The following is an 18,882-nucleotide window of genomic DNA, read 5'->3' on the forward strand; positions in this document are numbered from 1 at the left end:
GCCGCTTTTTATTGTGGCAGCCGATCGCGCTGTCCCGTTCGGCTCAGGCGGCGTTTTCCATGCTGCGGGCATATTTGCCGGCACGGGCCAGGCCGTTCAGGTGGCAACGATTCAACAGCGCACGCTGCGCGGCGACGACGTTGTCCTCCTGCCCCAGCCAGGCCTCCAGCACCGGCGCCTGCAGCGCGCGCCCATAGGAAAAGCTGACTTGCCAGGGTTGTGGCTCCATTGCGTTCATCGCGTTGAGGTGATCGGTCGCATCGGCGGCGCTTTGCCCGCCGGAGAGGAACACAATGCCGGGAACCGCCGCCGGCACGGTGCGCCTTAGGCAGCGCAGCGTGGCCGCCGCCACCTCCAGCACGCTCGCCTGGACCGGGCACAGCTTGCCGGCAATCACCATGTTCGGCTTCAGCAGCATGCCCTCGAACACCACCCGGTGAGCGTCGAGCTCGGCAAACACCGTCTGCAGCACCTGTTCCGTCACCGCCTCGCAGCGCTCGATGCTGTGGGCGCCGTCCATCAGCACTTCCGGTTCCACGATCGGCACCAGCCCCGCTTCCTGGCACAGCGCGGCGTAGCGGGCCAGCGCATGGGCGTTGGCGCGGATGCCGAACGGCGAGGGGATGTCGTGTTCGTCGATTTCGATCACGGCCCGCCACTTGGCGAACTGCGCGCCCAACTGCCGGTATTCGGCAAGCCGCGCGCGCAGGCCGTCGAGGCCCTCGGTCACCTTTTCACCCGGATACAGCGCCAGCGCCTTGGCGCCCTGGTCGACCTTGATGCCGGGAATGATGCCCCGCTCCGCCAGCAGCTGGGGGAAGGGGACACCCTCATGCGAGCACTGGCGCAAGGTTTCGTCGTACAGGATGACGCCGCCGACCGTGGCTTCGATGCCGTAGGCGGTGAACAGGATTTCGCGGTAACGCCGACGGTTTTCCTCGGTGGATTCCACCTGGATCGAAGCGAAGCGCTTCTGGATCGTGGGGTTGCTTTCGTCCGCCGCCAGCACACCCTTCTGCTCCGCGACAATGGCATTGGCCACGGATTTGAGTTCGTCGATATTCATTTGAGAGGACTCCGGTCTGGAAAAGTGATCAGGCAGCGCATTCATGCCCACCTCGCACTTTAGACGCTGTTTGTGACGCTGGGCCCGGCCGCGGCGTGCCGGCGCAGCGCCGGCGACCGCCAAGCTGGGGGATAATCGCCCTTCATGTCCGCCCCCAGCCTGCCTCCCGCCATTTTCCTGATGGGCCCGACCGCGTCGGGCAAGACCGCGCTGGCGGTGAGTCTGGTCGAGCGTTTTCCGCTGGAAATCATCAGCGTCGACTCGGCGCTGGTGTACCGCGGCATGGACATCGGCACCGCCAAGCCCGACGCCGCCACGCTGGCGCGCGCGCCGCACCATCTACTGGATATCCGCGACCCCACCGACGCCTATTCGGCAGCCGCGTTCCGCGACGATGCGCTGGCGCTGATGGTCGACATCGTCGCGCGCGGGCGCGTGCCGCTGCTGGTGGGCGGCACCATGCTGTACTTCCGCGCGCTGCTGCAGGGCCTGGACGACCTGCCGCGTGCCGACGCGGCGCTGCGCAAGCAGCTGGAAGCCGAGGCCGCGGCCCGTGGCTGGCCCGCGCTGCACGCCGAGCTGGCCGGGATCGATCCGGAAACCGCTGCCCGGCTGGCGCCGAACGATTCCCAGCGCATCGGCCGCGCACTGGAAATCTTTCGCCTCAGCGGCAAGCCCATGTCCGCGCTGCTCGACCGTACCCAGGCCGACTTGCCCTACCGCGTGCTGCAGCTCGCGCTGATCCCGTCCGACCGCGCCGTTCTGCACCAGCGCATTGCCGAGCGTTTCGATGCCATGCTGGCCGAAGGCCTGCTCGACGAAGTGAAGGTGCTGCGTCAGGCCTTTGCGCTGACCCCCGACCTGCCGGCGATGCGCGCCGTTGGCTACCGTCAGGCCTGGGCCCACCTCGACGGTGAAATCTCGCTGGATGAACTGCGCGAAACGGGCATCGCCGCCACCCGCCAGCTCGCCAAGCGCCAGCTCACCTGGCTGCGCTCATGGCCGGATGCGGTGGCGCTGGATTGTCTGGCGGAGGATCTGGAAGCGCAGGCGACGACGCGGGTGGCGCGCCATTTGAAGGCCTGAGCGGCCTTAATCCTTGCTGGTTGAATCGATCGTGGCGCGGGCCTGTCCGCGGTGGAAACGGATGCCGATTCTTTCGCCGGCATTCAGCGCTGAAGCATCCTGCACCACTGCGCCGTTGTCCTGCAGCACGATGCTGTAGCCGCGCGCCAGCACGCCTTCCGGGTTGAGGTGGGCGAGGCTGCTGGCGTAGCGGTCCAGCGTGAGTTGACGCTGACCGAGGCCACCCGCGACCGCGCGTCGGGTGCGCAGGCCCAGCGCGTCCAGGCGCTGCTGGTCGCGCCGGATGACGTGGATCGGCGTCACCAGCCGCTGACTCAGCCGCGCGATGCGCAGCTGGCCGCTCGCCAGGCGCGTGCTGGCGGCGTGGCGCAGGCGCTGTGCCAGCTGGGTGAGTTCGGTCCGGCGGCGACGCAACTGCTCGGCCGGGTGGACCAGGCGGCGTGCCAGGTAATCCAGGCGCTGCATCTCAGTCTGTTGCCGGCGCACAAGATGCTGCTGCAGCCGGCGTGCCAGCTGCTCCAGCTGCATCAGCAGTTCGGCGCGCACCGGGCTGGCAAGTTCGGCCGCCGCGGTCGGCGTCGGTGCGCGCAGGTCGGCGGCAAAGTCGGCCAGGGTGAAATCGGTCTCGTGGCCGACCCCGCTCACCACCGGCATCGGGCTTGCCGCGATCGCACGCGCCACCGACTCGTCGTTGAACGCCCACAGGTCTTCCAGCGAACCGCCGCCGCGGCACACCAGCAGCACGTCGCATTCGGCACGCGCGCCGGCGGTGCGGATTGCGGCGGCGATCTGCGCGCCGGCGCCGGCGCCCTGCACCGGGGTGGGGTAGAGGATCACCGGCAGGCCCGGCATGCGGCGCGCCAGCGCAGTCAGCACGTCGTGCAGCGCCGCCGCCTGCGGCGAGGTGACGATGCCGATGGCGCGCGGAAAACGGGGCAGGGCGCGCTTATTCGCCGGGTCGAACAGGCCTTCGGCGTCGAGCTTGGCTTTCAGCTTGAGGAAGGCTTCGTACAACCGCCCGGCGCCGGCGCGGCGGATCTGCTCGGCACCGAGCTGAAATTCGCCGCGCGCCTCGTACAGCGAGGGCAGGGCGCGGATTTCGACATGATCGCCGTTGGCCGGGGTGAAATCGGCGAACTGGTTGCGGCCGCGAAACATCACGCAGCGCACCTGCGCGGTGGCGTCCTTCAGCGAGAAATACCAGTGGCCGGAGGCGGCGCGCATGAAGTTGGACACTTCGCCTTCCACCCACAGCAAGGGCAATTGCGACTCGAGTGCGCGGCGCGCCATGCGGTTGAGCTCGCTGACGGTGAGCACGGGCAGGGCCGCAGGGCTGCCGGGAAGGTCGTCCGAAAATTCCATGGCGCCGAGGATAACGGGTTCGCGCCGGCATGCTTCATGCACAGTCACGGTTTCGCCATAAAAATTATTTTGATCACCCTATTGACGATAGTCGTGTTTTTATAAGCCCTTGATACTTATACAAAAACCGGATTGGCTACTTTTTGTGCCGAAACGGTTTTCCCTTTGTGGCCGGGCCTTTAGGGCATGCGGTTGGCAGTTCCTCACAGACTTATCCACACGAATTGTGGAGAAGTCGATGGCTCTGCGAAATCTGCTGCTGCCGACAATTCGTGCTTGCCCAAACCTGCACGCGGGGGCTACATTTCGCCTGGTGTTTTCAATGTGGAGTGGTATTCAGTGTTAGCCATCATCGAGGCGGCCGGTTGGCCGATCTGGCCGTTGATCCTGGCGTCGGTCATTGCCGTCGCCATCATCATCGAGCGTGCCTACAGCCTGCGCATCTCGGAAGTGGCGCCCGCCGGCCTGCTGCTGGACACGGTCAAGCGCTATCAGGAACGCGGTGTCACCCAGGAGCTGGTGACCCAGCTGGCCGAGGGGTCGCCGATGGGCCGGATTTTCGCGACCGCGCTGAAAAACGCGCACAATTCGCGCGAGGTGATGAAGGAATCGATCGAGGAATCCGGCCGTGCCGTCACCCATGAGCTCGATCGTTTTCTCACTTCGCTCGGCACCATTGCCAGCATGGCGCCGCTCCTGGGCCTGCTCGGCACCGTGATCGGCATGATCGAAATCTTCGGCGCGCAGACCTCCACCGGCACCAACCCCGGCCAACTGGCGCACGGCATTTCGATCGCGCTGTACAACACCGCCTTCGGCCTGATCGTGGCGATCCCGGCGATGATCTTCTACCGCTACTTCCGCAACAAGGTGGAATCGCTGGTGGTCGACATGGAACAGCAGGCGATCAAGCTGGTGGAGATCGTCCACGGCGAGCGGAAATAAATCAGTCTTATGAACTTCAGACGTGGCCGCCGCGAAGACTATCCGGAAATCAACCTGATTCCGTTCATCGACATCCTGCTCGTCATCGTGATTTTCCTGGCGGTGACGACCACTTACGCGCGCTTTGCCGAACTCAAGATCAACCTGCCCACCAGCAGTGCCGAGCAGACGCCCAGCCCGCCCAAGCAGATCGAAGTCGCCGTCGCCGAAAACGGCCGCTACCAGATCGACAACATGGCCATCGGCGATGCCTCGGTCGAGGAACTGGCCGCCGCGCTGCAAAAGGCCGCCGGCTCGCTGTCCGAGCCGGTGGTGGTGATCAACGCTGATGCGCGGGCCGCGCATCAGTCGGTGGTGAACGTGATGGAAGCGGCGCGCCGGGTCGGGCTGTCCCGCATTACCTTCGCCACCCAAACCGCCCCCTAAGCGGGCCACGCATGCTGTCCGTGCAAACACTGTGGGCGCGCACCGGCGTGCTCACCCTGCTGCTGCTTCCTTTCTCCGCCGTGTTCGCCGCCGTATCCGGGCTGCGCCGCCTGGCGTATCGGCGCGGCTGGCTGGCCTCGGTGGCGGTAGGCGTGCCGGTGATCGTGGTCGGCAACCTTACTGCCGGTGGCAGCGGCAAAACCCCGCTGGTGATCTGGCTGGTGCAGCAGTTACGCGCCCGCGGCCATCGCCCCGGCGTGGTCAGCCGCGGCTACGGCGGCGCCGCCCGCGGCTGCGTCGAGGTGATGCCCGACAGCGCCGCCGCCGAAGTGGGCGACGAGCCGCTGCTGATCCGCACCAAGGCGGATGTGCCGGTGGTGGTGGGGCGCGACCGGGTGGCGGCGGCGCGCACCCTGCTGTCCCGTCATCCCGGCGTCGACGTGATCGTGTCCGACGACGGCCTGCAGCATTACCGCTTGCAGCGCGACCTCGAACTGGCGGTGATCGACGCGGCGAGCGGGCTCGGCAACGGCTGGCCGCTGCCGGCCGGACCGCTGCGCGAACCGCCCAGCCGCCTCGCCCGCGTCGATGCCGTCGTCCAGGTGGTGCGCGGCACCGCCGTGCCGCGCCCCCTCGAAGGCGCTTGGCGCGCCGACTACCGCGCAGGCCTTGCCTATCGCCTGCAGGCGCCGCAGCACAAAGTTGCGCTGCACGAACTGCCGCAACACGACTGGATTGCCGCCACCGGAATCGGCCGGCCGCAGGGTTTCTTCGATATGCTGGCCGCGCAGGGCATCCGTTTCAGTCCGCGCGCCTTTGCCGACCATCATGCTTTTCAGGCCGGTGATCTGCCGACCGACGCTGCCGTGCTGATGACGGAAAAAGACGCGGTAAAATGCCGGACGATCGCAGGAGCGAACTGGTGGGCGGTGGAACTCGACGTTGCCCCCGAAGCCGGTTTCATGGACTGGTTGGACGCACGCCTCAAACGATAACAATCCGGGCGCGCGCGAAGGAGGGAACGATGGGAAAGCCATACACAGACTGGAGCGACCGCCGCCATCCGTGCCGCTGGGAATCGATCGAGGGCGAGGCCGGCTTCTGGATGCCCGACCGCTCCGAAATCGTCACACAGTTCTTCACCCGCTATCTGTTCTTCTCGCTGGCAGTGATCTATTTCTCCACGCTGGAGAGCGTGCCCTCGGTGCTGTTCACCATCGAGCAGCTGCTGATTGCGCTAGGCGTTTATTTCCTCTTCAACACCTGGTTTTTCAGGCAGGCGCTACAGGGCGTCACGCTGCTGAATATCCGCAGCGCAATGACCGCCGACCTGATCATCGTCGCCCTGTGCGTGATCCACGACCCCAATCCGATTCCGCCGTCGGCGCTGGCCTTTTTGATGGTGCTGCTCGGCAACGGCATGCGCTACGGCATGCGCCTGTTTGCCGAAGTGCTGGGCGGCGCCTTCATCGGCATGGCGCTGTCCTTTGCCATGCGCTACCGCATCGGCGGTTTCGAAATCAGCGCCGGCGACGTGTTCTTCGGCGTGTTCTGGGTCAGCCTGGCCTTGTATGCCTACATCCTGATGGGGCGCATCGAAAGCCAGCGCAGCCAGCTCGACTACCGCAGCCGTTTCGACACGCTCACGGGCCTGCTCAACCGCCACGGTCTGCTGGCGGCGGCCGACCGCATTTTCGACAAGGCGAATCCCGACGTGCCGGTCACCGTGCTGTTTGCCGACCTCAACCAGTTCAAGGCCGTCAACGACCGCTATGGTCATGGCGTCGGCGACCGCGTGCTGGCCGAGTTCGGGCAGATCTTCAGCGAATCGGCCGAAATGGGCGTGTGCGGACGCTGGGGCGGCGACGAATTCGTCGCCATCCTGCCGCAGCGGAACGAGGCGGACATGCAGCAGATTTTCGACCGCATCGAGACGCGCACCCAGGCCTGGAGCAACAGCAACGGCCTGCCGATGGCGGTGAGCCTCGGCACCAGCCAGGCGCCGCAGGACGGCCATGATCTCAACACGCTGCTCTCGGTTGCCGACATCCATCTCTACAAGAGCAAATCGCAGCAGCCGGAAACGGACGCTGCCCCCGCGTTTTACAGGACCCTGACGAATGAACCCGAAGCTACTTGATATCCTTGTCTGTCCGGTCTGCAAGGGTCCCCTCGACTGGAAAAAACCCGCGCAGGAACTGGTCTGCCGGGCCTGCCGCCTGGCCTATCCCATTCGCGACGACATCCCGGTGATGCTGCCGGAAGAAGCGCGCACACTGAATCCAGACGAAATCCACGGCAGCTGAGCATGCATTTCAGCGTCGTCATTCCCGCGCGCTATGCATCGAGTCGACTGCCGGGCAAGCCGCTGGCCGACATCGGCGGGCGGCCGATGGTGCTGCATGTGCTCGATCGCGCGCTGCAGGCGGGGGCCGAGTCGGTCGTTGTCGCCACAGATGACGTGCGCGTGCAGCAGGCGGTCGAGGCCGCCGGCCACCGCGCGCTGATGACCTCGCCCGATCACCAGTCCGGCACCGAGCGCCTGGTCGAGGTGGCCGAAACCCTCGGCTGGGCGGACGACACGCTGGTGGTCAACGTGCAGGGCGACGAGCCGCTGATCGATCCCGACCTCATCCGCGAAGCGGCGCGGCAACTGATTCTGCACGACGACGCGGTGATGGCCACGCTGGCGCATCCGATCCACGACCACGCCGACTTCATCAATCCCAACGTCGTCAAGGTCGTCGCCGACGAGGCCGGCTACGCGCTGTATTTCAGCCGCGCGCCGGTGCCGTGGCCGCGTGACGCCTTTGCCGACCGGCAGCCGATGCCGCACGAATTCGGCGCGCTCCGCCACATCGGCCTGTATGCCTACCGCGCCGGTTTCCTACGCACCTATGCCAGTCTTGCCAGCTCGCCGCTGGAGCGTCATGAAATGCTGGAACAGCTGCGCGTGCTGTGGCACGGTTACCGCATCAGCCTCGGCATCACGCCCATGGCGCCGGCTCCCGGCGTCGATACGCCGGAAGACCTGGCACGCGTGCGCAGCCTGTTTGCCGCGGCATAGCAGCCGCTTGAATCCCCCAATAAAAATTTTTAAGTGTTGCTCGCATCGCGCTTGGCTTAGGCTTAGGCGGTTTGGCATCGTCATATCAATCAAGGGAGACTCGCAATGCGTTTGATTCTGTTGGGCGGCCCTGGCGCCGGCAAAGGCACCCAGGCCAATTACATCAAGGAAAAGTACGGCATCCCCCAGATCTCCACCGGCGACATGCTGCGTGCGCAGATCAAGGCCGGCACCGAGCTCGGCATGAAGGCCAAGGCCATCATGGACGCCGGCGGCCTGGTGTCCGACGACATCATCATCGGCATGGTCAAGGCCCGCCTGACCGAAGCCGACTGCCAGAACGGCTACCTGTTCGACGGCTTCCCGCGCACCATTCCGCAGGCCGAGGCAATGAAGGCCGCCGGCGTGCCGATCGATTTCGTGGTCGAGATCGACGTCCCCGACGCCGAAATCGTCAAGCGCATGTCCGGTCGCCGCGTCCACGTGGCCTCCGGCCGCACCTACCATGTCGTGTTCAATCCGCCGCGTCTCGAAGGCAAGGACGACGTCACTGGTGAAGCCCTGATCCAGCGCGACGACGACACCGAAGCCACCGTGAAGAAGCGCCTCGACATCTACCATGCGCAGACCGAGCCGCTGGTGAAGTACTACGGCGACTGGGCGGCGCGTGGCGATGCCGGCGCACCCAAGTACATCAAGGTTCCCGGCACCGGCAAGGTCGAAGGGATCCGCGATTCGATCTTCGCCGCGCTGGGTTGATCGGGACAGCGTTAATCTTCACGCCAGACCGCCATGCCGCAGCAGATTCATCCGATGACCGACACCGAACGCTGGATCGTGACCGGCGCGGTGAAGGAACGCTACGGCAAGGCGGTCGAGATCCAGGATGTCGAAACCGAAATCCGCCTGCATATCGACGACCGCGAACTGACCCTGTGCCCGGGCTTCTACTGGAACGAGCGCGGCTGTCATTTCGTGTTGTCCAAAACCGGTGACTCGCGCTATCGCAGCATGTTCTTCTACCGCATCCGCGACCGCTTCGCGACCGGCCGCGAGGAATACGACGACATCGGCGACTGCGTCACCACGCTGCTGAAAATGCAGGCCGACGAGGAAGCCAAGCGTCTCGCCGAGAACGAGGCATCCGGCAACAGTTGAATTTTTAAGCCAGCACGCGCTGGCTTTTTGTTTTGCAAACGACCACACAGATAATCAAGGAGACAGCACCATCATGGCGAAAAAAATGAACGCCTTTTACGCACAGTCCGGCGGCGTCACCGCAGTCATCAACGCGTCCGCCAGCGGCGTGATCGAAACCGCGCGCAAGCACAAGGACAAGATCGGCAAGGTCTACGCCGGCCGCAATGGCATCATCGGCGCGCTCACCGAAGACCTGATCGACACCAGCAAGGAATCCGCCGCCGCCATCGCCGCGCTGCGCAGCACGCCGTCCGGCGCGTTCGGTTCCTGCCGCTTCAAGCTCAAATCATTGGAAGCCAACAAGCGCGAATACGCCCGCCTGATCGAAGTCTTCAAGGCACACAACATCGGCTACTTCTTCTACAACGGCGGCGGCGATTCGGCCGACACCTGCTTCAAGGTCAGCCAGCTGTCCGAACAGATGGGCTATCCGATCCAGGCCATCCACGTGCCGAAGACCGTCGACAACGACCTGCCGATCACCGACTGCTGCCCCGGCTTCGGCTCGGTCGCCAAGTACATCGCCGTGTCCACGCTGGAAGCCAGCTACGACGTGCGCTCGATGGCCAAGACCTCGACCAAGGTGTTCGTGATCGAAGTGATGGGTCGCCACGCAGGCTGGATCGCCGCGGCCGGCGGCCTGGTCGAAGACCACGGCATTCCGGTCGTGATCCTGTTCCCCGAGATTGAATTCGATCAGAAGAAATTCCTCGCCCGCGTCGACAAGCTGGTCAAGGAACACGGCTACTGCACCGTCGTCGTCTCCGAAGGCTGCCACTACCCGGACGGCAAGTTCCTCGCCGAGCAGGGCACGCGCGACGCCTTCGGCCACGCCCAGCTGGGCGGTGCCGCCCCGGTGGTCGCCAACATGATCAAGGAAGCGCATGGCCACAAGTTCCACTGGGCCGTCGCCGACTACCTGCAGCGCGCCGCGCGTCATATCGCCTCCAAGACCGACGTCAAGCAGGCCTACGAGCTGGGTAAGAAGGCCGTCGAGCTGGCCGTGAAAGGCCACAACTCGGTGATGCCCACCGTCGACCGCATTTCCGACGTGCCCTACAAGTACAAGATCGGCATGGCCGATTTGAAGGATGTCGCCAACGTCGAGAAATTCATGCCGCGCGACTTCATCACCAAGGACGGCTTCGGCATCACCGACAAGTGCAAGCGCTACCTGACGCCGCTGATCCAGGGCGAAGACTATCCGAAGTACAAGAACGGCCTGCCGGTCTACGTGACGTTGAAGAACGTCGCGGTGGCGAAGAAGCTGGCAGCGTTCAAATTGTGAGGAACTAGGGATCAGGGGTCAGGATTCAGGGATCAGGGGAGGGGCGGGCATGGCCCGCGCCCTTTAAATTACGGCGAAGCCGCACATTCCCTGACCCCTGGCCCCTGAATCCTGACCCCTAAAAACAATGACCCTCGACCGCGCCAGACAACTGCTCAAGGTCCAAGCCGACTTCGGCGGCTTCTACAACGGCAATTCGGCCAAGCTGATCTTGTCCGAGGTGCAGCGCGAGCATGGGCAGGGGGCGGTTGATCAGATGATCCGGGAGTTGGAGCTTGACCGGATCTTCGGGTTCGAGCCCGGCACGCGCTTCGAGGGCGGGCTGGCGATGGGCAAATAATAGGAATGACGGCAGCGCAAGCTGCCGTTTCGTTTTTCATGTAGCGCTTCGTAGTTCCACAAAATGACAAGGAGGAGTAGATGGAGACGCAGTTGATATGGGTGTTGGCCAGTGCAATTCTGGCCCTGCTATACGGTGTGGTATCAATCGGCTGGATCCTGAAGAAACCGGCTGGCAACGCGCGCATGCAGGAAATTGCGCTGGCGATCCAGCAGGGGGCTCAGGCCTACCTCAACCGCCAGTACACCACCATCGGCATGGTGGGTGCGGTGCTGTTCGTTGCGCTGTGGCTGGCGCTGGGTGCGCACACCGCGATCGGCTTCCTGATCGGCGCGGTGCTCTCGGGCGCGGCGGGCTACATCGGCATGAACGTCTCGGTGCGCGCCAACGTGCGCACCGCCGAAGCCGCTTCGCACGGGCTGAATGCTGCGCTCAACGTCGCCTTCAAAGGCGGCGCCATCACCGGCATGCTGGTGGTGGGCCTGGGCCTGCTGGGTGTGGCCGGTTATTACGCCGCGCTGACCGCGATGGGCTCGACGCCGATGGATGCCATCCATGCGCTGGTCGGTCTCGGCTTCGGCGGCTCGCTGATTTCCATCTTCGCGCGTCTCGGCGGCGGCATCTTCACCAAGGGCGCCGACGTCGGCGCCGACCTGGTGGGCAAGGTCGAAGCCGGCATTCCCGAGGACGACCCGCGCAACCCGGCGGTGATCGCCGACAACGTCGGTGACAACGTCGGCGACTGCGCCGGCATGGCGGCCGACCTGTTCGAGACCTATGCGGTGACGCTGATCGCCACTATGCTGCTCGGCGCGCTGATGTTCTCTGGCACCGGTGCGGTCATCTACCCGCTGGCGCTGGGCGCGGTGTCGATCGTCGCCTCCATCGTCGGCTCCTTTTTCGTCAAGGCGCGCGACGGCGGCAAGATCATGAACGCGCTCTATCGCGGCCTTGCGGTCGCGGGTGGCCTCAGCCTGATCGCCTTCTATCCGGTGACCACGATGCTGGTCGGCGATGGCCTCACGATGAGCGACGGCACCACGATCTCGGCAATGAGCCTGTATTACGCCGCGTTGATCGGCCTGGTGCTGACTGCCGCGATGGTCGTCATCACCGAGTACTACACCGCCACCGAATACGCGCCGGTACGCCACATCGCGCAGGCATCGACCACCGGCCACGGCACCAACATCATCGCCGGCCTCGGCGTGTCGATGAAATCCACCGCGGCGCCGGTGCTGGCGGTCTGTCTGGCGATCTGGGCGTCCTACACGTTCGCAGGTCTGTACGGCATCGCGATCGCCGCCACCGCCATGCTGTCGATGACCGGCATCATCGTCGCGCTCGACGCCTACGGCCCGATCACCGACAACGCCGGCGGCATCGCCGAAATGGCCGACCTGCCGAGTTCGATCCGCGACATCACCGATCCGCTCGACGCCGTCGGCAACACCACCAAGGCCGTCACCAAGGGCTATGCCATCGGCTCTGCGGGCCTTGCCGCACTGGTGCTGTTTGCCGACTACACCCATGCGCTGGAAGCGATGACCGGCGACGTCACCCTGTTCGACCTGTCGAATCACATGGTCATCATCGGCCTCTTCATCGGCGGCATGATTCCCTACCTGTTCGGCGCCATGGGCATGGAAGCGGTCGGCCGCGCCGCCGGCTCGGTGGTGGTGGAGGTACGCCGCCAGTTCAAGGAAATCCCCGGCATCATGGCCGGCACCGCCAAGCCCGATTATTCGCGCGCGGTCGACATGCTGACCAAGGCCGCGATCAAGGAAATGATCGTGCCCTCGCTGCTGCCGGTGCTGGTGCCGGTGCTGGTCGGCGTCATCCTCGGTCCGCAGGCACTCGGCGGCGTGCTGCTCGGCGCCATCGTCACCGGCATCTTCGTGGCAATCTCGATGACCACCGGCGGCGGTGCGTGGGACAACGCCAAGAAATACATCGAGGAAGGCAACCACGGCGGCAAGGGCAGCGAAGCGCACAAGGCCGCCGTCACCGGCGACACCGTGGGCGATCCCTACAAGGACACTGCCGGCCCCGCCATCAACCCGCTGATCAAGATCATCAACATCGTGGCCTTGCTGATCGTGCCGTTGATTGCGTGAAACCAGCCGGGCCTGGCCCGGCTGCCCAATAAAACAGTGCGCCTGCGGGCGCACTGTTTTATTTTCGATGGTAATGGCATTTTCTCGACGGCCTGAAAGCCGCATCCAGACGCCATTTTTGATGCAAACGTTGTCTTGAAACAACACAAATCCAGACGATTAAAATAAATGTTTGCAAACGGCCTCAAGAAGCCTACAGAAGCCGCAAACGGCGTCGTAACAGCCAATACGGTTGTGTATCCCTCGTTGGAATCGACCGGTAACGCTGTCCGCACGCTGATCGTACTATTGACTTCGATTTGTATCTTGAAAGTTTGTCGAGAGTGCACGAAGTGATCAGCGGATTAAGGAAGAGAAACAGAAGGGGGCTGTTGTCATGCGCACGCTGAACCCGCGCGCGCGTCATGGCAGACCCTGGGCGGATGGCGATTTATCCAATCGTCAAAGGAGAACGAAAAATGAGCAATATGAGCGCGAAAGACCGTATTACCCGCACCGTCATTGCCGCGGGCCTGATTTATTGGGCGATGACTCCCGCCGGCCCCACGCTGGCTGCGGGCTACACCAGCATGTTCATGCTGGCCACCGCCATCATCGGCTGGTGCCCGCTCTACTCGCTGGTCAGCTTCAAATCCAAAAAGCAGTAAACTTCCGCAGCGCCGCAAGGTCTGCATAAGTGCGCCCCCGTGGCGCACTTTTTTATTTCCGGAATCCTGATCCCATGCGTCTACTGTTCCTGCTCTTCGCGTTCGCCCTCGGCGGCGCAGCCCACGCTGGTGGCGTCGACCGTCTGCAGGCCTTCATTGCCGGCGCCAAGACCGCCGAAGCCGACTTCACCCAGACCGTGGCCGACAAGAACGGCCGCGTCACGCAACAGGCCAGCGGCAAGATGGCCTTTGCCCGCCCTGGCAAATTCCGCTGGGACTACAGCAAGCCCTACGAACAGGTGATCGTCGGCGACGGCGTCAAGCTGTGGCTGTACGACACCGACCTCGACCAGGTCACCGTCAGGACGCTCGGCGACGTCATCGCCGGCACCCCGGCCGCCCTGCTGGCCGGCGACAACGCCATCGAGAAATACTTCGTCCTGAAAGACGCCGGCGTGGCCGACGGCCTGGAATGGCTGGACGCCACCCCCAAAACCAAGGACACCAGCTTCGAGCGCATCCGCATGGGCTTCAAGGGCGACATGCTGGTGCAGATGGAACTGTTCGACTTCTTCGGCCAGCGCACCACGCTCAAACTCAGCAAGATGGTGCGCAACCCTGCCATCCCGGCGTCGCGCTTCACCTTCACCCCGCCCAAAGGCGCCGACATCATCGGCGAGTGATCGCGTCGGCACCGCCCGCAACGGCGCCCGGGTTCTGGGGGATAATTTCGCGCACATGAGCACCCCCGACCTGTTCCAGACCGACACCCCCGCGCCCGCGCGCGACGACCCGCATGCGCCGCTGGCCGAACGTCTGCGCCCGCACACCCTCGCCGACGTCGTCGGCCAGACCCATCTCCTGGGCCCCGGCAAGCCGCTGCGGCTTGCATTCGATTCCGGCAAGCTGCATTCGATGATCCTGTGGGGGCCGCCCGGCGTCGGCAAGACCACGCTGGCGCGGCTCACCGCGCAGGCCTTCGGCGCCGACTTCATCGCGATCTCGGCCGTGCTCTCCGGCGTCAAGGACATCCGCGAAGCCGTCGAGCGCGCGCGCATGAACCAGACCCTGGCCCGCACCACCATCCTGTTCGTCGACGAAGTCCACCGCTTCAACAAGTCGCAGCAGGACGCGTTTTTGCCGCACGTCGAATCCGGGCTCTTCACCTTCATCGGCGCCACCACCGAAAACCCCTCGTTCGAAGTCGTCGGCGCGCTGCTGTCGCGCGCCCAGGTCTATGTGCTGAAGTCGCTCACGCCCGATGAACTCGGCCAGCTGATGCAGCGTGCGCTCACCGAACTGCCGGACCTGAAGCTGGGCGAGGGCGTCGACAAACTACTGGCCGCTTACGCCGACGGCGACGCCAGGAAGCTCCTCAACCTGCTGGAACAGCTCGACACCGCCGCGCGCACCTCGCAGGTGGAGTCCGTCGATGCCGCCTTCGTCGAAAACGCGCTGGCGCAATCGATGCGCCGTTTCGACAAGGGCGGCGAAGCCTTCTACGACCAGATTTCCGCGCTGCATAAAAGCGTGCGCGGCAGCGACCCCGATGCCTCGCTCTACTGGCTGGTGCGCATGCTCGACGGCGGCGCCGACCCGCGCTACCTCGGCCGGCGGCTGATCCGCATGGCAAGCGAGGACATCGGCCTGGCCGACCCGCGCGCGCTGCGACTCGCGCTCGACGCCGTCGAAACCTACGAAAGACTGGGTTCCCCCGAAGGCGAACTCGCGCTCGCCCAGGCCTGCCTCTACATGGCCTGCGCGCCCAAGAGCAACGCCGCCTACGTTGCCTACAACGCCGCGCGCGCCTTCGTGCAGTCCAATCCCTCCAACGACGTCCCCATCCATCTGCGCAACGCCCCCACCAAGCTGATGAAGGAACTGGGCTACGGCCGCGCCTACCGCTACGCCCACGACGAGCCCGAAGCCTACGCCGCCGGCGAGCGCTATTTCCCCGACGACATCGATGAACAGCAGTTCTACGCACCCACCCCGCGCGGCCTCGAAGGCAAGATCGCCGACAAGCTGGCGCATCTGAAAAAGCTGGATGAAGAGGCGGGAAAATAGCGCCTGACGGCGCTGCGTTTGGCAAGAGCCGGCTTACAATGAATTGATAATATCGATCCGACCCATCACCACACCGTGCTCAAAAAAATCAGTACCAGCGATCTTCGACTCGGCATGTATCTGCACGAATTGTGTGGTTCGTGGATGGAACACCCGTTCTGGCGCAGCAAGTTCACCCTGACCGACCCCGAAGATATCAAGCGCATCCGCGAGAGTGGCATCGCCGAGGCCTGGATCGATACCGACAAGGGCCTGGACGTGCTGGGCGGAGCCAAGGCAGAGACCGAAGAATCGGTCACCGACCTGCTGATGGAGGCGGAGATCGCCCAGCACGGCAAGCCAATCGGGCCGGTGTCGATGAGCGAAGAGCTCAGGCGTGCCGCCATGATCTGTTCCACGGCCAGGAAGGCGATTGTCTCCATGTTCCAGGAAGTGCGCATGGGCAATGCCATCAGCGCCGAGGCAGCCGGCGAACTAGTCGAGGAAATCTCCTCATCGGTGTTGCGCAACCCGGGCGCACTGATCAGCCTGGCGCGGCTCAAGACCGCCGACGACTACACCTACATGCATTCCGTCGCGGTCTGCGCGCTGATGGTGTCGCTGGCGCGGCAACTGGGGCTGGACGAGAACGAAGTGCGCGAGGCGGGTATGGCCGGCCTGCTGCACGACCTGGGCAAAGCCCTGATGCCGATGGACGTGCTGAACAAGCCGGGCAAGCTCACCGACGACGAATTTCGCATCATCAAGAGCCATCCGGTCGAGGGACACCGCCTGCTGGTCGAGGGCAAGACCTACAGCGACATCGTGCTCGACGTCTGTCTGCACCACCACGAAAAGATCGACGGCAGCGGCTATCCCGACCGGCTCGGCGGCGACAGCATCAGCCTCTTCGCCAAAATGGGTGCGGTGTGCGATGTCTACGACGCCATCACATCCAATCGCCCCTACAAGGCGGGCTGGGATCCCGCGGAATCCATCCGGAAGATGGCCGAATGGAGCACAGGCCACTTTGACGAACGGGTGTTCCAGGCCTTCATCAAAAGCATCGGCATCTACCCGGTCGGCTCGCTGGTGATGCTCAGCTCCAGCCGCCTGGCCGTGGTGCTCGAGCAATCAGAAAAATCGTTGCTGGCACCGCGCGTCAAGGTGTTCTTTTCCACCAAGTCGCAGACCTACATCGTTCCCGAAGTGATCGACCTCTCTCGCCCAAGCGCCACCGAAAAGATCATCAGCCACGAAACCGCAGCCAAGTGGGGCATCAAGAACCTGGACGAGCTCTGGACAACCTGATCCGCCTTCGGCACGTTGCCACCTTTCTGCACAACGCCTCACCCAGTTGATGAAGCAACCCGACTAATCCGGCGCCTGAGCCCGGGTAGCCCGACATTGCCAAAAGTCCATAAATGGACTACCTTTCCATTATCAGTTCATTCCAGCACTGGCATGGAGGGCACAATGCAAACCCCAGCACACGCCGCAAAAGCCCAAAACAAACCCGATAGCCGCGCGCTTTCTGCCGCCGGCCTGCGCGCGTTCTTCAACATCGCGCGCGACTGGGGGCTCAACACCGACGAACAGATGGTGCTGCTGGGCACCCCGGGCCGGTCGACCTTCTTCAAGTGGAAATCCGCCCCCGAGAGCGCCGACCTCAAGCGCGACACCCTCGAGCGCCTGTCTTACCTGCTGGGCATCTACAAGGCGCTGCAGGTGCTGTTGCCGGCAACCGCCGCGGCCGATGCCTGGGTGAAAAAGCCCAATACCGCGCCGCTCTTTGGCGGCAAGAGCGCGCTCGACCGCATGCTCGGCGGCAACATCGCCGACCTGGTGGCCGTGCGCCAGTATCTGGACGCCCGCCGCGGTGGCTGGGCTTGACCACTCCCACCACGCGCCTGAGCTGGAACCCGGCCTGGCGCGTCATCCCCAGTCGCTTTCCTTCCATCGGCCTGTTCGAGCGCGTGGCCAGCCCCGAGGATTTTGACGCCCTCTATGCGCTGGAGGCCATGACCAACGACCGCATCCGAGACGAAGTCGGCGAGATCAACCTGGTTCCTCCCGACGAGCGGCTGTTTGGCCCCGGCAGCACCTGCATCATGGCCACCTTCACCCACCTGAACCCGCAGGGCAGCCGCTTCAGCGACGGCAGCTATGGCGTGTTCTATTGCGCACGCAAGCCCGACACCGCCATCGCCGAAACCCGCTATCACGCCGCCCTGTTCATGCAGGCCACCCGCGAGCCGCCGATGCGATTGCAAATGCGGCTCTACACCGTGGACGCGCAAGGCAAGGTGGCCGACCTGCGCAAGATCGCGCAAACCGAACCGCGCATCGTCGACCCCAACGACTACAGCTACCCGCAAACCATCGGCCGCACCCTGCGGGCCGAAGGCGCGCTCGGCATCGTCTACCCCTCCGTGCGCCACCCCGGCGGCCAATGCCTGGCCGCCCTGCGCACCGCGCTGGTAAAAAACTGCCTGCACGCCGCCTACCTGGAATACCAGTGGAACGGGGCGGGGATCGATGCGGTGTTCGAGGTCTCTCAATTGATATGACGCGCACAAGATTGCTCAGAAGTTGGCGCATCTGCGCAAGCTGGATGAGGAGGCGGGGAAGGGGTAGGGTCACTCGGAAATTGCTGCCAGCTTTAACGCCTGCCAGTGGATAACCTCGCCAGATGTGCGAAGATTCGGCAGAGAACAAAACAGGGGGCGACCCGGTGGCCTTGAAAAACAAGGTGACCGGTAGCGCAGTGGTTGCATTTGATAACTAGAAAATCCAAAGGCGCTTAAATGGATGATTTCAATACCTACACCCGGCAAAGCAACAAGAGCATGGACCCCATGCTCAAAGCGGTCATTGGCATTTTTGTCGTCGCGGCCGTTGTCTATATCGGCAACATTCTTTACACCAAATACATGATCCATCAGGTCGGCTAGGCGATGCAGCAGGCCATGACCGAGCTCCAAGCCAACTTGCGGGCGCAGGCCGAGTGGTCCCGACAGCATAAACTGGCTGTCGAGCGCGAAAGGCAGGCTGCACAGCAGGAGACCGAATGCCTCAAGGAGGCAGCCTAGAAACAGTTCTACAAAAAGCCCGGGCAATGCGAAAACGCCACCCGACACGATGTGATGGTCGAGTGCGGCAATCTCTACGTAAGAGAGAAGCGCAAGTTCGAGCAAATTTGGTTAAAGCGGCAAGCAAAGCTCTAGGCGAAATGACTAGCCCGCTACATCGTGGGTATGTATGCCGTGTTGTGTGAAGATTCGGTTAATAA

21 protein-coding genes are annotated in these 18,882 nt (G+C 64.0%); 18 read left to right on the forward strand and 3 right to left on the reverse strand.

Annotated elements, in window-relative coordinates:
• Window positions 1–43: 43 nt before the first annotated feature.
• Window positions 44–1,066: a class I fructose-bisphosphate aldolase gene (locus Q8R61_RS01650; protein WP_305533569.1), complete on the reverse strand. Its 1,023-nt coding sequence runs from the start codon at window positions 1,064–1,066 to the stop codon at window positions 44–46.
• 144 nt (window positions 1,067–1,210) lie between these two features.
• On the opposite strand from Q8R61_RS01650, the gene miaA reads away from it, so the two are divergent.
• Window positions 1,211–2,152 (forward strand): tRNA (adenosine(37)-N6)-dimethylallyltransferase MiaA, encoded by a 942-nt coding sequence (miaA, locus tag Q8R61_RS01655; RefSeq protein WP_305533570.1) that lies wholly within the window; start codon window positions 1,211–1,213, stop codon window positions 2,150–2,152.
• Window positions 2,153–2,158: 6 nt separating this feature from the next.
• Here the strand turns inward: miaA and xseA are convergent, their stop codons facing one another.
• Window positions 2,159–3,514 carry an exodeoxyribonuclease VII large subunit gene (xseA, locus tag Q8R61_RS01660; protein ID WP_305533894.1) on the reverse strand — a complete coding sequence of 452 codons (1,356 nt, stop codon included), beginning with the start codon at window positions 3,512–3,514 and terminating at the stop codon, window positions 2,159–2,161.
• A gap of 339 nt (window positions 3,515–3,853) precedes the next feature.
• On the opposite strand from xseA, the gene Q8R61_RS01665 reads away from it, so the two are divergent.
• The 17 genes from Q8R61_RS01665 (at window position 3,854) to Q8R61_RS01745 (ending at window position 18,160) form a co-directional block, all read left to right on the forward strand.
• Complete coding sequence (locus Q8R61_RS01665) at window positions 3,854–4,459, forward strand: MotA/TolQ/ExbB proton channel family protein (RefSeq protein WP_305533571.1); 606 nt, start codon at window positions 3,854–3,856, stop codon at window positions 4,457–4,459.
• A gap of 9 nt (window positions 4,460–4,468) precedes the next feature.
• Window positions 4,469–4,885, forward strand: a complete 417-nt coding sequence (locus tag Q8R61_RS01670; protein ID WP_305533572.1) for a biopolymer transporter ExbD — start codon at window positions 4,469–4,471, stop codon at window positions 4,883–4,885.
• 11 nt (window positions 4,886–4,896) lie between these two features.
• Window positions 4,897–5,880, forward strand: a complete 984-nt coding sequence (lpxK, locus tag Q8R61_RS01675; RefSeq protein WP_305533573.1) for a tetraacyldisaccharide 4'-kinase — start codon at window positions 4,897–4,899, stop codon at window positions 5,878–5,880.
• A gap of 29 nt (window positions 5,881–5,909) precedes the next feature.
• Entirely contained in the window at window positions 5,910–7,025 is a 1,116-nt protein-coding gene (locus Q8R61_RS01680; protein ID WP_305533574.1) for a diguanylate cyclase, read from the forward strand.
• Entirely contained in the window at window positions 7,006–7,191 is a 186-nt protein-coding gene (locus tag Q8R61_RS01685) for a Trm112 family protein (RefSeq protein WP_305533575.1), read from the forward strand. Before Q8R61_RS01680 ends, Q8R61_RS01685 begins: the two co-directional genes overlap by 20 nt.
• A gap of 2 nt (window positions 7,192–7,193) precedes the next feature.
• Window positions 7,194–7,952 (forward strand): 3-deoxy-manno-octulosonate cytidylyltransferase, encoded by a 759-nt coding sequence (gene kdsB / locus Q8R61_RS01690; protein WP_305533576.1) that lies wholly within the window; start codon window positions 7,194–7,196, stop codon window positions 7,950–7,952.
• Window positions 7,953–8,057: 105 nt separating this feature from the next.
• On the forward strand, window positions 8,058–8,711 hold the full coding sequence (adk, locus tag Q8R61_RS01695; RefSeq protein ID WP_305533577.1) for an adenylate kinase: 654 nt from the start codon (window positions 8,058–8,060) through the stop codon (window positions 8,709–8,711).
• A 33-nt stretch (window positions 8,712–8,744) separates the two neighbouring features.
• Window positions 8,745–9,110 (forward strand): hypothetical protein, encoded by a 366-nt coding sequence (locus Q8R61_RS01700; RefSeq protein WP_305533578.1) that lies wholly within the window; start codon window positions 8,745–8,747, stop codon window positions 9,108–9,110.
• 73 nt (window positions 9,111–9,183) lie between these two features.
• The gene (locus tag Q8R61_RS01705; protein WP_305533579.1) at window positions 9,184–10,440 is read left to right on the forward strand and encodes a 6-phosphofructokinase; all 1,257 of its coding nucleotides are present in this window, start codon (window positions 9,184–9,186) and stop codon (window positions 10,438–10,440) included.
• Window positions 10,441–10,567: 127 nt separating this feature from the next.
• Window positions 10,568–10,780 carry a hypothetical protein gene (locus tag Q8R61_RS01710; protein WP_305533580.1) on the forward strand — a complete coding sequence of 71 codons (213 nt, stop codon included), beginning with the start codon at window positions 10,568–10,570 and terminating at the stop codon, window positions 10,778–10,780.
• A gap of 80 nt (window positions 10,781–10,860) precedes the next feature.
• Window positions 10,861–12,897 (forward strand): sodium-translocating pyrophosphatase, encoded by a 2,037-nt coding sequence (locus Q8R61_RS01715; protein ID WP_305533581.1) that lies wholly within the window; start codon window positions 10,861–10,863, stop codon window positions 12,895–12,897.
• 458 nt (window positions 12,898–13,355) lie between these two features.
• The gene (locus tag Q8R61_RS01720; protein ID WP_305533582.1) at window positions 13,356–13,544 is read left to right on the forward strand and encodes a DUF2892 domain-containing protein; all 189 of its coding nucleotides are present in this window, start codon (window positions 13,356–13,358) and stop codon (window positions 13,542–13,544) included.
• Window positions 13,545–13,618: 74 nt separating this feature from the next.
• Window positions 13,619–14,227 carry an outer membrane lipoprotein chaperone LolA gene (gene lolA, locus Q8R61_RS01725; protein WP_305533583.1) on the forward strand — a complete coding sequence of 203 codons (609 nt, stop codon included), beginning with the start codon at window positions 13,619–13,621 and terminating at the stop codon, window positions 14,225–14,227.
• A 55-nt stretch (window positions 14,228–14,282) separates the two neighbouring features.
• Window positions 14,283–15,611: a replication-associated recombination protein A gene (locus Q8R61_RS01730; RefSeq protein ID WP_305533584.1), complete on the forward strand. Its 1,329-nt coding sequence runs from the start codon at window positions 14,283–14,285 to the stop codon at window positions 15,609–15,611.
• A 75-nt stretch (window positions 15,612–15,686) separates the two neighbouring features.
• Window positions 15,687–16,901 carry an HD-GYP domain-containing protein gene (locus tag Q8R61_RS01735; protein ID WP_305533585.1) on the forward strand — a complete coding sequence of 405 codons (1,215 nt, stop codon included), beginning with the start codon at window positions 15,687–15,689 and terminating at the stop codon, window positions 16,899–16,901.
• 165 nt (window positions 16,902–17,066) lie between these two features.
• On the forward strand, window positions 17,067–17,483 hold the full coding sequence (locus Q8R61_RS01740) for an MbcA/ParS/Xre antitoxin family protein (RefSeq protein WP_305533586.1): 417 nt from the start codon (window positions 17,067–17,069) through the stop codon (window positions 17,481–17,483).
• The gene (locus tag Q8R61_RS01745; protein ID WP_305533587.1) at window positions 17,480–18,160 is read left to right on the forward strand and encodes an RES family NAD+ phosphorylase; all 681 of its coding nucleotides are present in this window, start codon (window positions 17,480–17,482) and stop codon (window positions 18,158–18,160) included. Before Q8R61_RS01740 ends, Q8R61_RS01745 begins: the two co-directional genes overlap by 4 nt.
• Before the next feature lie 69 nt (window positions 18,161–18,229).
• Here Q8R61_RS01745 and Q8R61_RS01750 read toward each other — a convergent pair whose 3' ends face one another.
• Window positions 18,230–18,787, reverse strand: a complete 558-nt coding sequence (locus Q8R61_RS01750) for a hypothetical protein (RefSeq protein ID WP_305533588.1) — start codon at window positions 18,785–18,787, stop codon at window positions 18,230–18,232.
• Window positions 18,788–18,882: the final 95 nt, after the last annotated feature.

The sequence above is a fragment of the Thiobacillus sp. genome, from assembly GCF_030696885.1.
Taxonomy (GTDB): domain Bacteria; phylum Pseudomonadota; class Gammaproteobacteria; order Burkholderiales; family Thiobacillaceae; genus Thiobacillus.

Coding starts and splice junctions, on each gene's coding strand:
- Q8R61_RS01650 (WP_305533569.1), bottom strand. CDS start 1,066: ATGAATATCGACGAACTCAAATCCGTGGCCAATGCCATTGTCGCGGAG.
- miaA (WP_305533570.1), top strand. CDS start 1,211: ATGTCCGCCCCCAGCCTGCCTCCCGCCATTTTCCTGATGGGCCCGACC.
- xseA (WP_305533894.1), bottom strand. CDS start 3,514: ATGGAATTTTCGGACGACCTTCCCGGCAGCCCTGCGGCCCTGCCCGTG.
- Q8R61_RS01670 (WP_305533572.1), top strand. CDS start 4,469: ATGAACTTCAGACGTGGCCGCCGCGAAGACTATCCGGAAATCAACCTG.
- lpxK (WP_305533573.1), top strand. CDS start 4,897: ATGCTGTCCGTGCAAACACTGTGGGCGCGCACCGGCGTGCTCACCCTG.
- Q8R61_RS01680 (WP_305533574.1), top strand. CDS start 5,910: ATGGGAAAGCCATACACAGACTGGAGCGACCGCCGCCATCCGTGCCGC.
- Q8R61_RS01685 (WP_305533575.1), top strand. CDS start 7,006: ATGAACCCGAAGCTACTTGATATCCTTGTCTGTCCGGTCTGCAAGGGT.
- kdsB (WP_305533576.1), top strand. CDS start 7,194: ATGCATTTCAGCGTCGTCATTCCCGCGCGCTATGCATCGAGTCGACTG.
- adk (WP_305533577.1), top strand. CDS start 8,058: ATGCGTTTGATTCTGTTGGGCGGCCCTGGCGCCGGCAAAGGCACCCAG.
- Q8R61_RS01700 (WP_305533578.1), top strand. CDS start 8,745: ATGCCGCAGCAGATTCATCCGATGACCGACACCGAACGCTGGATCGTG.
- Q8R61_RS01705 (WP_305533579.1), top strand. CDS start 9,184: ATGGCGAAAAAAATGAACGCCTTTTACGCACAGTCCGGCGGCGTCACC.
- Q8R61_RS01710 (WP_305533580.1), top strand. CDS start 10,568: ATGACCCTCGACCGCGCCAGACAACTGCTCAAGGTCCAAGCCGACTTC.
- Q8R61_RS01715 (WP_305533581.1), top strand. CDS start 10,861: ATGGAGACGCAGTTGATATGGGTGTTGGCCAGTGCAATTCTGGCCCTG.
- Q8R61_RS01720 (WP_305533582.1), top strand. CDS start 13,356: ATGAGCAATATGAGCGCGAAAGACCGTATTACCCGCACCGTCATTGCC.
- lolA (WP_305533583.1), top strand. CDS start 13,619: ATGCGTCTACTGTTCCTGCTCTTCGCGTTCGCCCTCGGCGGCGCAGCC.
- Q8R61_RS01730 (WP_305533584.1), top strand. CDS start 14,283: ATGAGCACCCCCGACCTGTTCCAGACCGACACCCCCGCGCCCGCGCGC.
- Q8R61_RS01740 (WP_305533586.1), top strand. CDS start 17,067: ATGCAAACCCCAGCACACGCCGCAAAAGCCCAAAACAAACCCGATAGC.